This is a genomic window from Streptococcus sp. 2021WUSS109 (assembly GCF_044427305.1).
GTDB classification, from domain to species: Bacteria; Bacillota; Bacilli; order Lactobacillales; family Streptococcaceae; genus Streptococcus; species Streptococcus suis.
This window is the reverse complement of record NZ_JAOTGF010000012.1, coordinates 41142-53645: the sequence shown is the minus strand read 5'-3', so window position 1 is coordinate 53645 and position 12504 is coordinate 41142. Positions and strand designations below refer to the sequence as shown.

13 protein-coding genes are annotated in these 12504 nt (G+C 40.7%); 3 read left to right on the top strand and 10 right to left on the bottom strand.

Going from position 1 to position 12504, the window contains the following annotated elements; translation table 11 throughout:
* Positions 1-148: 148 nt before the first annotated feature.
* The 4 genes from ODU37_RS06295 to ODU37_RS06280 form a co-directional block, all read right to left on the bottom strand.
* Complete coding sequence (locus tag ODU37_RS06295) at positions 149-997, bottom strand: bifunctional methylenetetrahydrofolate dehydrogenase/methenyltetrahydrofolate cyclohydrolase (protein ID WP_044759565.1); 849 nt, start codon at positions 995-997, stop codon at positions 149-151.
* A gap of 233 nt (positions 998-1230) precedes the next feature.
* Positions 1231-1965, bottom strand: a complete 735-nt coding sequence (locus tag ODU37_RS06290) for an amino acid ABC transporter ATP-binding protein (RefSeq protein WP_024401973.1) — start codon at positions 1963-1965, stop codon at positions 1231-1233.
* Positions 1958-2647 carry an amino acid ABC transporter permease gene (locus tag ODU37_RS06285; RefSeq protein WP_002938702.1) on the bottom strand — a complete coding sequence of 230 codons (690 nt, stop codon included), beginning with the start codon at positions 2645-2647 and terminating at the stop codon, positions 1958-1960. The genes ODU37_RS06290 and ODU37_RS06285 overlap by 8 nt, the downstream gene beginning before the upstream one ends.
* Positions 2648-2772: 125 nt before the next feature.
* Positions 2773-3003 (bottom strand): DUF1797 family protein, encoded by a 231-nt coding sequence (locus ODU37_RS06280; protein ID WP_002938704.1) that lies wholly within the window; start codon positions 3001-3003, stop codon positions 2773-2775.
* A gap of 222 nt (positions 3004-3225) precedes the next feature.
* Here ODU37_RS06280 and ODU37_RS06275 point away from each other — a divergent pair, with 222 nt between their 5' ends.
* The 3 genes from ODU37_RS06275 (at position 3226) to ODU37_RS06265 (ending at position 6464) form a co-directional block, all read left to right on the top strand.
* Complete coding sequence (locus tag ODU37_RS06275) at positions 3226-5454, top strand: ATP-dependent Clp protease ATP-binding subunit (RefSeq protein ID WP_015646546.1); 2229 nt, start codon at positions 3226-3228, stop codon at positions 5452-5454.
* Positions 5455-5639: 185 nt separating this feature from the next.
* Positions 5640-6101 (top strand): NUDIX hydrolase, encoded by a 462-nt coding sequence (locus tag ODU37_RS06270; RefSeq protein WP_024399534.1) that lies wholly within the window; start codon positions 5640-5642, stop codon positions 6099-6101.
* Between the two features lie 54 nt (positions 6102-6155).
* Entirely contained in the window at positions 6156-6464 is a 309-nt protein-coding gene (locus ODU37_RS06265) for a DUF1827 family protein (protein ID WP_002938710.1), read from the top strand.
* A gap of 235 nt (positions 6465-6699) precedes the next feature.
* Here the strand turns inward: ODU37_RS06265 and ileS are convergent, their stop codons facing one another.
* The 6 genes from ileS to ODU37_RS06235 form a co-directional block, all read right to left on the bottom strand.
* Entirely contained in the window at positions 6700-9489 is a 2790-nt protein-coding gene (ileS, locus tag ODU37_RS06260; protein WP_249562211.1) for an isoleucine--tRNA ligase, read from the bottom strand.
* Positions 9490-9499: 10 nt separating this feature from the next.
* Positions 9500-9940 carry a GNAT family N-acetyltransferase gene (locus ODU37_RS06255; RefSeq protein ID WP_105243394.1) on the bottom strand — a complete coding sequence of 147 codons (441 nt, stop codon included), beginning with the start codon at positions 9938-9940 and terminating at the stop codon, positions 9500-9502.
* 229 nt (positions 9941-10169) lie between these two features.
* Positions 10170-10859, bottom strand: coding sequence for a DivIVA domain-containing protein (locus ODU37_RS06250; protein ID WP_249562212.1), 690 nt, complete (start codon positions 10857-10859; stop codon positions 10170-10172).
* An 8-nt stretch (positions 10860-10867) separates the two neighbouring features.
* The gene (locus ODU37_RS06245) at positions 10868-11659 is read right to left on the bottom strand and encodes an RNA-binding protein (protein ID WP_105095114.1); all 792 of its coding nucleotides are present in this window, start codon (positions 11657-11659) and stop codon (positions 10868-10870) included.
* 2 nt (positions 11660-11661) lie between these two features.
* Positions 11662-11925, bottom strand: a complete 264-nt coding sequence (locus ODU37_RS06240) for a YggT family protein (RefSeq protein ID WP_024412672.1) — start codon at positions 11923-11925, stop codon at positions 11662-11664.
* Positions 11926-11929: 4 nt separating this feature from the next.
* Positions 11930-12502: a cell division protein SepF gene (locus ODU37_RS06235; protein WP_024412671.1), complete on the bottom strand. Its 573-nt coding sequence runs from the start codon at positions 12500-12502 to the stop codon at positions 11930-11932.
* Between the last annotated feature and the right edge of the window lie 2 nt (positions 12503-12504).

Below are 12504 nucleotides of genomic sequence, written 5' to 3'. Positions count from 1 at the left end.
CAAAATACAATCAACATCCCCTCAAAAATTACCTTGATTAGCTAAATCTGTCTCTTAATATGAGTACTTCGCTTGTAAATACAGGTTCTAAGAATAGAGCTTTACCAAAGCAGGCATGGATATATTTATTTTTATTAAACTCTCTATCTTATTTTACACTTCTGACACAAGCTTCATAGGTCTGTTCCATCAACATGGTAATAGTCATCGGACCAACACCACCTGGAACTGGGGTGATATAACTTGCTACTTCTGATACTTCATCATATTTGACATCACCGATTAGCTTGCCATTTTCATCACGATTCATACCAACATCAATTACCACGGCACCTGGCTTAACAAAGTCCTTGGTCACAAAATGACCACGACCAATGGCAACAACAAGAATATCAGCCTGACGAGCAAGATCTGGCAAGTTTTTGGTACGAGAATGTGCAATCGTTACAGTAGCATTGGCATCCAATAGTAGCTGTGCCATCGGTTTACCAACAATATTAGAACGACCAATAACTAAAGCAGACTTCCCTTCCAGCTCAATCTGATATTCCTTGAACATTTCCATAATTCCTGCTGGAGTAGATGGAATCATGACAGGATGACCTGACCAGAATTTTCCCATGTTAGTCGGATGAAAACCATCCACATCCTTATCTGGGTCAATAGCCAACAAGACCTTCTCCTCGCTGATGTGGGCTGGTAAGGGCAATTGCACCAAAATACCATGCCATTCATCATCCTGATTATAGCGCTCAATCAAATCCAACAAGTCTGACTCAGAAATCGTATCTGGAACGCGAACAACCTCACTCTTGAATCCAGCAGCTAGAGCTGACCGCTCCTTATTCCGTACATAAACCTGACTAGCAGGATTTTCGCCAACTAAAATAACTACAAGACCTGGTACCAACCCCTTTTCTTCTTTTAATCGAGCAGTTTTCTCCGCCAAGGCAGCCTGCATTTTTACACCTAGTGCTTTCCCATCAATGACTGTCATACCTACACTCCTTTTGTTTTTTCTATTATACCCTAAAATTCTCCGACTGACTATACTTGTACAAAGTAGAATATAGCATATAGAAAAAAACTCCGAACAATATCGGAGTCGTACTTATTTGTTCATTTATAGTCTTTTAGTTTACTTTTAGTACTAGGCAACGAGCTGCAGACAGTACTGGAGTACGGCAAAGCGAGTTAACGAAGTAATAAAAGAAAAACTAAATGACTATATTACAAGACCTTAGACAAGAAATCCTTAGTCCGTTCTTCCTTGGTATGTTCAAAGACTTCTTCAGGCGTTCCATCCTCCACGATGACACCGCCATCCATAAAGATAACCCTGTCAGCTACCTCACGCGCAAATCCCATCTCATGAGTCACGATAACCATGGTCATCCCTGACTTGGCCAAATCCTGCATTACAGCAAGAACTTCACCAACCATTTCAGGGTCTAGTGCAGAGGTCGGTTCATCAAAAAGTAGGACATCTGGGTCCATGGCCAGACCACGTGCAATAGCGATCCGTTGTTGCTGACCACCTGAAAGGCTTTGTGGATAGGCATTGGCCTTATCTGGCAATCCTACCTTTTCAAGTAATTCCTTAGCCTTCTTCTCAGCCTCATCCTTTGCAATTCCCTTTGTCTTAATAGGTGATAAAGTAATATTATCTAATACCGTCATATTTGGAAAAAGATTGAACTGTTGAAAAACCATTCCCATCTTTTCACGCATCTTGAAAATATCATTTGACTTGTCAGTAATATCAATACCTTCAAATGTAACAGTTCCCTTGGTTGGCACTTCTAAGAGGTTCATTGTACGTAAGAAAGTCGATTTCCCTGACCCTGATGGACCGATAATAACGACTACCTGACCTTGTTGAATATCTAAATCAATTCCTTTTAAAACCTCATTCTTTCCGAAGTACTTATGTAAATCCTTGATAGAAATAATCGCATTAGACATGGAACTGCCCTCCCTTGTTCAACTTTTTCTCAAACGACTGAATAATCACTGTTAGCACCGTTGTCATAATTAGATAATAGCTCGCTGCAAATACAAGTGGTGTTAAAGGAATATAAGAAGTGGATTGAACTGTCTGAGCACCGTTCCATAATTCCATCACACCGATGGTTGACAAAAGTGAACTATCCTTAACAATAGTCACAAATTCATTTCCCAAGGCTGGAAGGATATTCTTGATAGCCTGTGGCATGATAACATAACGCATCGCCTGCTTTGGTCTAATACCAAGCGAATAAGCAGCTTCCAACTGTCCTTTTGGTACAGCATTAATACCTGCACGAACAGTTTCAGATACATAGGCACCCGAGTTCATCGAAATAACAATGATACCTGGAATCAAGCGTGTCAAATCTACCGTCAAAATTCCTAGCTGAAAAGTTGGTGCTACAAAATGTGTCATCGCAAAAGCAATCATAATCTGGACAATCATCGGTGTCCCACGAAAAATCCAGACATAGATATTAGCAGTCCAAGCTAAAACTTTATACTTACTACGCTGAGCAAAGGCAAGCAACACACCTAAAATACTACCAAAAAATACTGAGAAAAATGCAATAATGAGGGTAACAATTGCCCCATAATTAAAATAAGCCCAATACTCAGGCAAAAAAGAAAAATTCATTCATCTTACTCCAATTCTGTCATTTAGAGTCTATTATACCATTTTTGAATATTTATGCAATGCTTTTGTTTATAATATTCATTTCACATAAGAAAAAAGCACCCTTAGGTGCCTCTCACTTCTTCTTAGTACAATAGCTCATAGATTTCCATTGCAATCAAGTCGATGCTATCAAACGCGTACGTTTCACGAGCAGCAACATCACGCAAGGTAAATACTGAACCATTTTCCTCGTCATAGCTATAAGCCACTTCTGCAACAACAATACCATCACGTTCGAAATTACGTTTCAACGTACCGCCGTCATTAGCCATAGCTTCCAGACGATTGATAATTCTCACCAAATGTGATTCCATATTCGTTCTCCTAATCCTTTTTATAGGAATATTTTACCACATATTGCCAAAAAAGTCTTATTTTTTCCCTATTTTCTTCCTATCGCCCTATTTTTCATAGAAAGTTTTTCCAAGCGTAGCAGTTTCTTGATTTTTCTATGAATCTTGTTATAATAAAGCTAGAACTGACCTTTTTTGACTATTCAACAATAGGTCACATTTTTCACAGAAAGAGGTAGAATTATGCTCTGCAAAAATTGTAATATCAACGACGCAACGATCCATCTCTACACCAACTTAAACGGTAAACAGCAGCAGGTAGACCTCTGTCACAACTGCTACCAAATCATGAAAACAGACCCTAATAATGCTATCCTACGTGGGTTGGGAGATTTAACAAATCCTAACAATATGGATCCCTTTAGTGAGTTCTTCAATCACCTAGGTGGCTATCCTGGCAATACCCCTGCTGGAAAAAATCGCGAACAGACTCCTCCCACTCAAGCTGGTGGGCATAATGGACGTGGTGGACAGACCCCTCCTCCGCAACAACCCCAACAACCAAATGGGCTCCTTGAAGAATTTGGTATCAACGTTACCGAAATTGCCCGTCGTGGGGATATTGATCCAGTAATCGGTCGCGATCAAGAAATTACCCGTGTCATCGAAATTCTCAACCGTCGTACAAAAAATAACCCTGTTCTTATCGGTGAGCCTGGAGTAGGTAAAACAGCGGTTGTTGAAGGCTTGGCTCAAAAAATTGTCGATGGCGATGTCCCACAGAAATTACGAGACAAGGAAGTCATTCGTCTGGATGTTGTCAGCCTCGTACAAGGAACAGGTATCCGCGGACAATTTGAAGAACGTATGCAAAAACTCATGGAAGAAATCCGTAATCGTCGCGAAATCATTCTTTTTATTGACGAGATTCACGAAATTGTCGGTGCTGGTTCTGCAGGCGATGGCAACATGGATGCTGGCAATATCCTCAAACCAGCCCTCGCACGTGGTGAAATGCAACTAGTCGGTGCAACAACGCTCAACGAGTACCGTATTATCGAAAAAGATGCCGCCCTAGAGCGCCGTATGCAACCCGTAAAAGTTGAAGAACCAAGTGTCGAAGAAACCATTACCATTCTCAAAGGTATCCAAAATAAATACCAGGATTACCATCATGTTAAATACTCCGATGCAGCTATCGAAGCTGCCGCAGTACTGTCCAACCGCTACATTCAAGACCGTTTCCTACCAGACAAGGCTATTGACCTTCTGGATGAAGCTGGTTCAAAAATGAATTTGACCCTCAACTTTATTGATCCAAAAGAAATTGACCAACGCCTGATTGATGCCGAAAATCGTAAAGCACAAGCTACACGGGATGAGGACTATGAAAAAGCGGCCTATTTCCGTGACCAAATTGCTAAGTACAAGGAGATGCAAAAGGCAACTATCAGCGAGGAAGATATTCCACTCATTACTGAGAAAGAAATTGAGGCCATCGTTGAGCAAAAAACAAATATCCCAGTTGGTGATTTAAAAGAAAAGGAACAGTCCCAGCTTGTGAACCTCGCTAGTGACTTAAAAGCCCATGTTATCGGACAAGATGAAGCAGTTGACAAGATAGCTAAAGCCATCCGCCGTAATCGTGTCGGTCTCGGTGCTCCAAATCGTCCAATTGGATCCTTCCTCTTTGTCGGACCAACAGGTGTCGGTAAAACCGAATTGTCTAAGCAATTAGCTATCGAACTCTTCGGTTCGGCGGACAGCATGATCCGCTTCGACATGTCCGAATACATGGAAAAACACGCTGTCGCTAAACTCGTCGGAGCTCCTCCAGGCTATGTCGGCTATGAGGAGGCTGGACAATTGACTGAAAAAGTCCGTCGTAATCCTTACTCACTCATCCTCCTTGACGAAGTTGAAAAAGCCCACCCAGATGTCATGCACATGTTCCTTCAGGTCTTAGACGATGGGCGTCTGACAGATGGACAAGGTCGGACAGTCAGCTTCAAAGATACCATCATCATCATGACATCAAATGCTGGTACTGGAAAAGTTGAAGCAAGTGTCGGTTTTGGTGCGGCTATGGAAGGGCGGACTCAATCAGTCCTTGGCCAACTTAGCAATTTCTTCACACCTGAATTTATGAACCGATTTGACGGCATTATTGAGTTCCAACCACTGAGCAAGGAAAACCTACTTGAAATCGTCAGCCTCATGCTAGACGATGTAAACAAACGCCTTTCTCACAATGGCATCAGCCTCCATGTAACAGATAAAGTTAAGGAGAAATTAGTGGACCTTGGCTACGATCCAAAGATGGGAGCTCGTCCACTACGCAGAACCATCCAAGATCAGATTGAAGATGCTATCACCGACTTCTACTTAGAACATCCAGCAGAAAAAGATCTACGTGCTGTCATGTCAAGTAAAGGTACAATTCAAATCAAGGCACAAACAAAGACAAAATAAGAAAATAGAGCTGCTCCCTACGAGTAGCCTATTTTACTGTTTTGATACTCTATTTTTCTAAATTTTTCCCCATCTCCATCCTATAAAAAAACTTTACTTTGTAAAGCCTATCACAAGGAAAAATAATAAAAAAGTGGTATAATGTATACAACTCATTCCAATTATGAAAGAGGATAGAATTGCCTATGGAGAAAAACGCTGTATTTGGAGAAAAGAAGGCTGGCGTCAGCTACCAGAGTCGCTTTGGTGTTTACGCAGTTATCCCAGATGAAAAGAAAGAACAAATCATACTCGTTCAAGCACCAAACGGAGCTTGGTTTCTTCCTGGTGGAGAAATTGAAAAGGGAGAAAATCACCTCATTGCCTTGGAGCGCGAATTGATGGAAGAGCTTGGATTCACCGCTGAAATCGGAAAATACTTTGGTCAGGCTGACGAATACTTCTACTCTAGCCACCGCGATACCCATTTCTATAATCCAGCCTACATCTATGAAGTAACTAGCTACCATCAAATAGGACAACCACTAGAAGATTTCAACCATATTGCCTGGTTCCCAGTCAATGAAGCCATCGATAAACTCAAACGTGGTAGTCACAAATGGGGCATTGAACAATGGAAATTGCAAGAAAATTCATTCAATAACTAGTAAAAACACTCTAATCGTGCTATAATGTAGCCAAAGAGATAGAGGAGGTTCCACATGAAAATCATTAACACGACAAATAGTCATCCCAATCTTGTCCAAAGCCAGTTGGCTAATACTGATGCTTTCCTAGTAGAGACTTATTCTGCAGGTAATACAGACGTTATTTTCACACAGGCACCCCGTCATTATGAACTCTTGATTAGTAATAAATACCGTGCAGTACAACAAAATGAAATCGAGCAAATTCGTGATTTCTTCCTTCATCGAAAAATTGATGAACGAACTATTAACAAGGCTGCCATTCAAACGATTCACACAGACCGTTTGATTGAAATGTCTATTCCCATTATCGCAGAAGTGTGAGAAGCCAAATGGCTTCTTTTTTTTCTATTTATACTCAATGAAAATCAAAAGTAGCCTAGGAAACGAAGCCGAAGATAGAACTCTGTTACTTTCTTATTTCAAGGTAACAGGCTGAAAACCTCCACTGGAGCTTTTCACTCATCAAGGCTCTTGACAACGGATAATTTTGATTTTCGAAGAGTATTACAAAAAAAGCCTATCGCTAGATAGACTTTAACAAATGTATTGTGATTACTTAAGCTTCAAAACCTTGAGCTACTGCTTCAGCAAAGTTTTCTTCCACTACGCTTGCACAGTGGTCACAGATTGTCGCACCATAGCTACGTTTTACAACGCTAGTATCAATACGGCGGCAACGGTCACATACTTCACCGCTTGCACGCTCTACAGTAAAGGCAACTTCTTCTACCAGAACAGCACTTTCAGGAGCTGCTTCCGTGGTTACTGTAAGGTTAGAAACGATGAGCAACTGAGCAAGGTCTGCATTCAAGCTCTCCAAGAAGGACTTGGTTTCAGCTGAGACATAGGCAGTCAAATGAGCTTCAAGTGATTTACCGATGACTTTGGCATTACGTGCTTCTTCCAAGGCTTTTTGTGCCTGAGTACGGAAGTTCATAAAGTTTTCCCAATCAGCCAAAAGCTGCGCTTCATTGGCAAAGGTTTCCACCTCTGGCATTTCCGCCAATTGTACAAACTCTTCTGCTTCGTGTTCCAAGTATGACCAAATTTCTTCTGCTGTGTGTGGCAAGATTGGGGTCAAGAGCTTGGTAATTTTCACTAAGATGTCATAGAACACTGTCTGCATCTGACGACGAGAAAGTGATTTAGCACCATCAATGTAGACAACATCTTTGGCAAAATCGAGGTAGAAGGCTGACAAGTCAAGGGTTACAAAGTTTACTACAGATTTGTAGATACCCATGAAATCATAATTGTCGTAGGCTTCACGGATTTGAGCTACCAGTTTGTTGAATTTCACCAAGAGGTACTGGTCAACAGAACGAAGCTCTTCGTAAGCCACCGCATCACTTGCAGGATTGAAATCAGAAGTGTTGGCAATCAAGAAGCGAAGGGTATTACGGATTTTACGGTAGGTTTCAGAAACCTGTCCAAGAATATCCATAGACACACGCACATCGTTTGAAGTATCAACGGATGTCACCCACAGACGCAAGATTTCTGCACCAAATTGTTTCTCAACATCACTTGGAAGAATAGTATTGCCTAGGGATTTAGACATCTTCATACCTTTGCCATCTAAGACAAAACCTTGTGACAAGACAGCCTTGTATGGTGCATGACCATTGACTGCTACAGAGGTGATTAAGGATGAGTTAAACCAGCCACGGTATTGGTCAGATCCTTCAAGATAAAGGTCTGCTGGATAGGCAAGGTTTTCACGAGCATTCATGACACCATTCCAAGATGAACCCGAATCAAACCATACGTCCATAATGTCTGTTTCTTTGGTAAATTCGCCATTTGGTGAACCTGGATGAGTGAAACCAGCTGGCAAAAGATCTTTGGCTTCAGATTTCCACCAGATGATAGAACCATGCTCTTCAAAAAGGGCAGCAACGTGGTCTGTCATTTCCTTGGTCATAATCGCTGTACCATCTTCTGCATAGAAGATTGGAAGCGGCACACCCCAAGCACGCTGACGAGAGATGACCCAGTCACCGCGGTCACGGATCATGTTGTAAAGACGTGTTTTACCCCAAGCAGGAATAAAGGTCGTTGCTTCGATTTGGTCCAAGATTTCCTGACGGAATTTAGAAACAGAAGCAAACCACTGTGGCACTGCACGCCAGATAATTGGTTTCTTGGTCCGCCAGTCAAATGGATAAGAGTGATTAATCACTTCACTAGCAAGAAGCAAGTCTCCTAGTTTTTCTTTTACAGTTGGAACAACCTTGTCATAGAATTGCCCTTCAAAATCAGGACCAGCATTTTCCATCATCAAGCCACGTTCGTTGACCGTTACCGCAACTTCCAAACCATATTTGATACCGACATTATAGTCATCCTCACCAAAACCTGGAGCCGTATGGACGATACCAGTACCCGAGTCCGTTGTGACATGGTCACCCAAGATAACCAATTCATCAACTTCTCTATCCCATGGGTGTTCGGTCACAATGTATTCAAACTCAGCACCCTTGTGTTTTGAAATCACTTCGAAAGATTCCCAACCGAATTTGGCTGCCAAGTTGTCAACCAAGGCTTCTGCCAAGACATACTTACGGTCAGAACCAGCTGGTTGAACCAAGACATAGTCAATGTCTGCTCCCATTGTCAAACCGCGAGAAGCCGTTACTGTAAATGGAGTCGTTGTCCAGACAACGATGTAGCTGTCTGTATCCAAGAGCCCCTTGCCATCTTTGACCTTGTTAGCATAGTAAAGAGATGTTGAGTCAATGTCATGGTATTCGATTTCAGCTTCTGCAAGGGCAGATTCAGATGACCATGACCAATAGACAGGCTTGGCACCACGGTAGATATAGCCCTTGTCTGCCATAGCACCGAAGACACGGATCTGAGCTGCTTCGTAGTCTTTTGTCAAAGTGATATATGGATTTTCCCAGTCTGCAGAAACTCCTAAACGCTTGAAGTCGTCACGTTGTTTGTCCACCTGACTCAATGCATAATCACGACACATTTCAAGGTATTCAACCAAGTCCATTTCCTTGCGTTTGACACCTTGTTTTGCCAAGACTTGCTCAATAGGAAGGCCGTGTGTATCCCAACCTGGTACAAATGGAGCACGGAAACCAGACATTGACTTAGAGCGAACGATAATATCTTTTGAAATCTTGTTCAAGGCATGCCCAACGTGGATATTCCCATTTGCGTATGGAGGTCCATCGTGGAGGTGGAAGGCTGGCTTGCCTGCGTTTAGTTCTTGACGACGGGCATACAAGTTTGCTTCATCCCAGGCCTTTTGCCATTCTGGCTCACGAGTTGGCAAACCTGCACGCATTGGGAAGGCTGTCTTACCTAAATTGAGTGTTTCTTTTAGTTTCATCATAACTCCTTTATTTTATACTTATTTCCATTTTCATTTCTTGGCCTTCTAAACCAACGGATTGAAAGCCAAGTTTTTCTAAAATGTACCGCATTTTATGATTGCCGATGACATAATTCACAGAAACTTTTTGACATGAAGAATCTTCTTTGGCCAAACTCAAAATGTACCGAATCACTTCTTTACCATATCCGCGATTTTGATACTCCTTATCAATTAACAAGCGCCAGACATAGTAACTCTTGTCTTCTTGAATAAATAATAATACAAAACCTACAACAGTTTGTCCAGATTTAACTGCGTAAGGAATAAAATTTCCTTCCTTCCGGTAGAGCCATGCCTGTGCCAAAGAATATTCGACCGAAGCTACTTTCCGCTCGTCTGCTGCCGAAAGGCTCACTTCTAGTACAGCATCAAAATTATCCTTGTTTACTAGTTCTAATCTTACCATAAAAATAAAAAACTCCCGCCAAATAAGGACGAAAGTTCGTGGTACCACCTTAGTTTAGATAGAGTTTCCTCTATCCCTCTATGTTCGTAACGTGAACGGACGTCTCTCCTTACTATTTTCAGGAAAAATCAAACAAAGTGATGATCCATAGAAAGAGATTGTAGGACTTCCACCATCTCCTACTCGCTTAAAATATTTCTAACGACCTTGTCTTTGCTTATGATTTCTATTATTCTTCTATTGAAAGTACTACAGGTTCTCCACTCTCAAAAGCTGCTGCCTGACGAGTTAATTCTGCAATCTCTTCTGGTGTCAATTGACGTGTATAATCCAAACTTTCTTCTTCAACAGGTAATTCTTCATCCAATGCCTTATGAAGAACATCACGGAAAGCCTCGTCACTTGTTTGAATGTAACTTGCTGTTGGGCGAAGAATTTCCTCCCATTCAGATGAATTAACCAATGATAATTGGCTTTCTACTGTTGATTTCAGACGCTGATGGAAAATACGTGTCTGGTTTTTTAATTCTTCAGTTTCAATGACAACTTTTTTCGCGTTGTCAGTCGCATTACGAAGAATTTCATTTGCCTTATCTTTAGCTTCATGTAACAATGTTGCCACATCATAGTCAGCTTGTTTAATAATATTTGCCGCTTGATCTTCGGCCGCAACCTTTACTTTCTCAGCTGTATCTTGAGCTAAAAGAACTGATTTACTCAATGATTCTTTCATCTCATCAAAATAAGCCAAACGTTCCCGCAAATTTTTCAATTCTAACTCTTGGTCATGATTTTTACGAATTAAATCCTCATAATCACGCGTTACAATGTCCAAAAAGTCATCAACTTCATCTGCGTCGTATCCTCTAAATTTTGTAGCAAAGGTTTTATCTTTTAATTCTAATGCTGTAAGTGCCATCTTTCCTCCTAAGTTTTAACAATGTCTAACTTTAATTTTATCTTCCCTTGCTTAGAAAAACCTAAAAATTCATTTAGGCGAACTCTACCATATCTCCTAACACTAATTAATTGCCCTATTTCAACTAATTTACTGGTTTGTTCTGCCAGAACATAATCCAACTTCACATGTCCAGCCTCGATCAACTTATTTGCAGTTGCCCTTGAAAGATTAAATGCGACCGAAATCAATTTATCTAATCTCATACTAGAAACCAAAACATCCTTTGAACGCCATTCCTGTCCAATCGGTAGTCGAACAGTCATCCATTCTTCTTCCTTTCCCTTAACAGGGACACGAGCAATTTTAGTGATAGATTGTAAGGCAATCTGCCCAAATTTCTGATCGATAAAGACAATCAATCGTTCATCATCAATCAAAATATCACCCAAATACTCCCTTTTAATCCCTAGTTGATTGAGAAAAGTTCCAAGAACTTGTGAATGGGATAAGGTGTGAAATTTTCTAGCATAGGATAAATGAAGAGCGGTTAACTCAAAGTCCTTGATGTCCAACTCATAATAAGCCGGGGCAATAATAACCCGCGAATGTTCAGTCGAAACAAAGTCCCGACTAGAAAACGTTTGTAACTGGTAGTAGTTAGCAATTTTGCATACAATTTCATCTTGTCTAGGATGTAAAAACTGAGTTAATCTATATGAATACGTATCTTCAACTTGCTGACACATATCCATTATTTTCTCTACAAACTCTCTTTCTTCCCTAGAAAAATGTTGCAATAAATTTTTGTCATTTTTCATAACTATGCTAACAGTAGCAATAATTGAACCAAAAGGCGAGTTCCCATATTAAGCGCAATCATGGCTGCCATTACGGTCCAATCCAACCCCATAAATTGCAGATTAAACCGCCTAAAGGGTTTTAAAATCGGTGCTACCAGCCATTGAATCAAACGACCAATCGAGCTTGTGTATAGGCTAGGAAACCAACTTAGCAAAGCGTATGCCAATAAGAGATAAGAATAAATCTCTACAATTTTTAATAGTAAAAAAATCAAAATTTGCATAGCGTTACCGTTTTATATCAAAGTCAAAATTTGAATCAGCCGCACCAGTAGTTGTACCAGCATTAGCATTGCGCAATTCTTCAATATTGACTGTGACATTTACTGGAGTTAACAGCCACATGGTATTTGAGACCTTTTTCAAATTTCCAGATAATACTGAACGAGCACCATCCAAGTAGTCTAGGCAACGTCTTGCTTGTTGCTCCGACATATATTGAAAATCAATGAGAATACTCGCATTGTCTAATAAAAGATTTACCATCTCTGGTGCATCTTCATAACGTTTTGGAAACTTAATATCAATTGTAGTTTTGACAATCTCTTTTTCGTTATTATTAGTCATCAATTCTTGCTGCCTTTCATGTAGGCGTTGAAGTTGACTTTCTGAACGTGCTTCCCGACGCGTCTCTACTTTTGGCTGCTGTTCGCGCACAGGTGCAGCTGTAGTAGTATTGGCAACACGCATTTTAGGACGATCATTAGGCATTGAATAGGCATCTGCCTGTTCTTCAACTTCATTGACTTCGTCAACTTCAAAGTAATTAAATAAATTCTTAAATGTATCTTTTAATGCCATAT

Bases quoted from the DNA above. Each gene is read 5' to 3' on its own strand.
- ODU37_RS06295 (WP_044759565.1), bottom strand. From the start codon at position 997: ATGACAGTCATTGATGGGAAAGCACTAGGTGTAAAAATGCAGGCTGCC.
- ODU37_RS06290 (WP_024401973.1), bottom strand. From the start codon at position 1,965: ATGTCTAATGCGATTATTTCTATCAAGGATTTACATAAGTACTTCGGA.
- ODU37_RS06285 (WP_002938702.1), bottom strand. From the start codon at position 2,647: ATGAATTTTTCTTTTTTGCCTGAGTATTGGGCTTATTTTAATTATGGG.
- ODU37_RS06280 (WP_002938704.1), bottom strand. From the start codon at position 3,003: ATGGAATCACATTTGGTGAGAATTATCAATCGTCTGGAAGCTATGGCT.
- ODU37_RS06275 (WP_015646546.1), top strand. From the start codon at position 3,226: ATGCTCTGCAAAAATTGTAATATCAACGACGCAACGATCCATCTCTAC.
- ODU37_RS06270 (WP_024399534.1), top strand. From the start codon at position 5,640: ATGGAGAAAAACGCTGTATTTGGAGAAAAGAAGGCTGGCGTCAGCTAC.
- ODU37_RS06265 (WP_002938710.1), top strand. From the start codon at position 6,156: ATGAAAATCATTAACACGACAAATAGTCATCCCAATCTTGTCCAAAGC.
- ileS (WP_249562211.1), bottom strand. From the start codon at position 9,489: ATGAAACTAAAAGAAACACTCAATTTAGGTAAGACAGCCTTCCCAATG.
- ODU37_RS06255 (WP_105243394.1), bottom strand. From the start codon at position 9,940: ATGGTAAGATTAGAACTAGTAAACAAGGATAATTTTGATGCTGTACTA.
- ODU37_RS06250 (WP_249562212.1), bottom strand. From the start codon at position 10,859: ATGGCACTTACAGCATTAGAATTAAAAGATAAAACCTTTGCTACAAAA.
- ODU37_RS06245 (WP_105095114.1), bottom strand. From the start codon at position 11,659: ATGAAAAATGACAAAAATTTATTGCAACATTTTTCTAGGGAAGAAAGA.
- ODU37_RS06240 (WP_024412672.1), bottom strand. From the start codon at position 11,925: ATGCAAATTTTGATTTTTTTACTATTAAAAATTGTAGAGATTTATTCT.
- ODU37_RS06235 (WP_024412671.1), bottom strand. From the start codon at position 12,502: ATGGCATTAAAAGATACATTTAAGAATTTATTTAATTACTTTGAAGTT.